Here is a 425-nt window from a genome sequence, read left to right on the forward strand (position 1 = left end):
GTCCGGCCCCGTCTGACGACGCGGCGGAACCGTTCGTCCAGGGCCAGCTCCCAGCTCACCTCGACGCGTTTGGTGGGCAGCCCGCTGTCGGCCTGGTACGGCACCGGGGCGAGACGCGTCCACAGCAGCACCGAGCCGGGCTGCGGGTCGCCCGAGGCGACGCCGAGGGTGAAGGGGTCGGCGGTCAGCTGTGCGGCGTCCAGCTCGGCGGCGCTCGCGGTGCCGGCGGCCGGCAGGTTGACGGCGAAGGCGAGCGCGGCGGCGGCGCCGGTGACGGTCAGGAAGCGGCGGCGGCCCAGGCTGCGGGCGGCGGCGCGGAGTTCGGGCGCGTGCGAGGACTGCGACGGGGCCGGGCTCGGCGCCGAGGTCGGGGCCTGGTGGTTCGCGGGTGTCATCCGTTCCTCCCCTTGCGGTGGTTGCAAGGG

General features: G+C 76.7%; 1 protein-coding gene. It reads right to left on the reverse strand.

Features of this window, described 5'->3' with window-relative positions:
- On the reverse strand, nt 1–395 hold a 395-nt coding region (locus tag NQ050_RS11100), incomplete at its 3' end, for a PhoD-like phosphatase N-terminal domain-containing protein (RefSeq protein WP_257039402.1).
- Nucleotides 396–425: the final 30 nt, after the last annotated feature.

Source organism: Corynebacterium sp. 122RC1 (assembly GCF_024580955.1).
Classification (GTDB): domain Bacteria; phylum Actinomycetota; class Actinomycetes; order Mycobacteriales; family Mycobacteriaceae; genus Corynebacterium; species Corynebacterium kozikiae.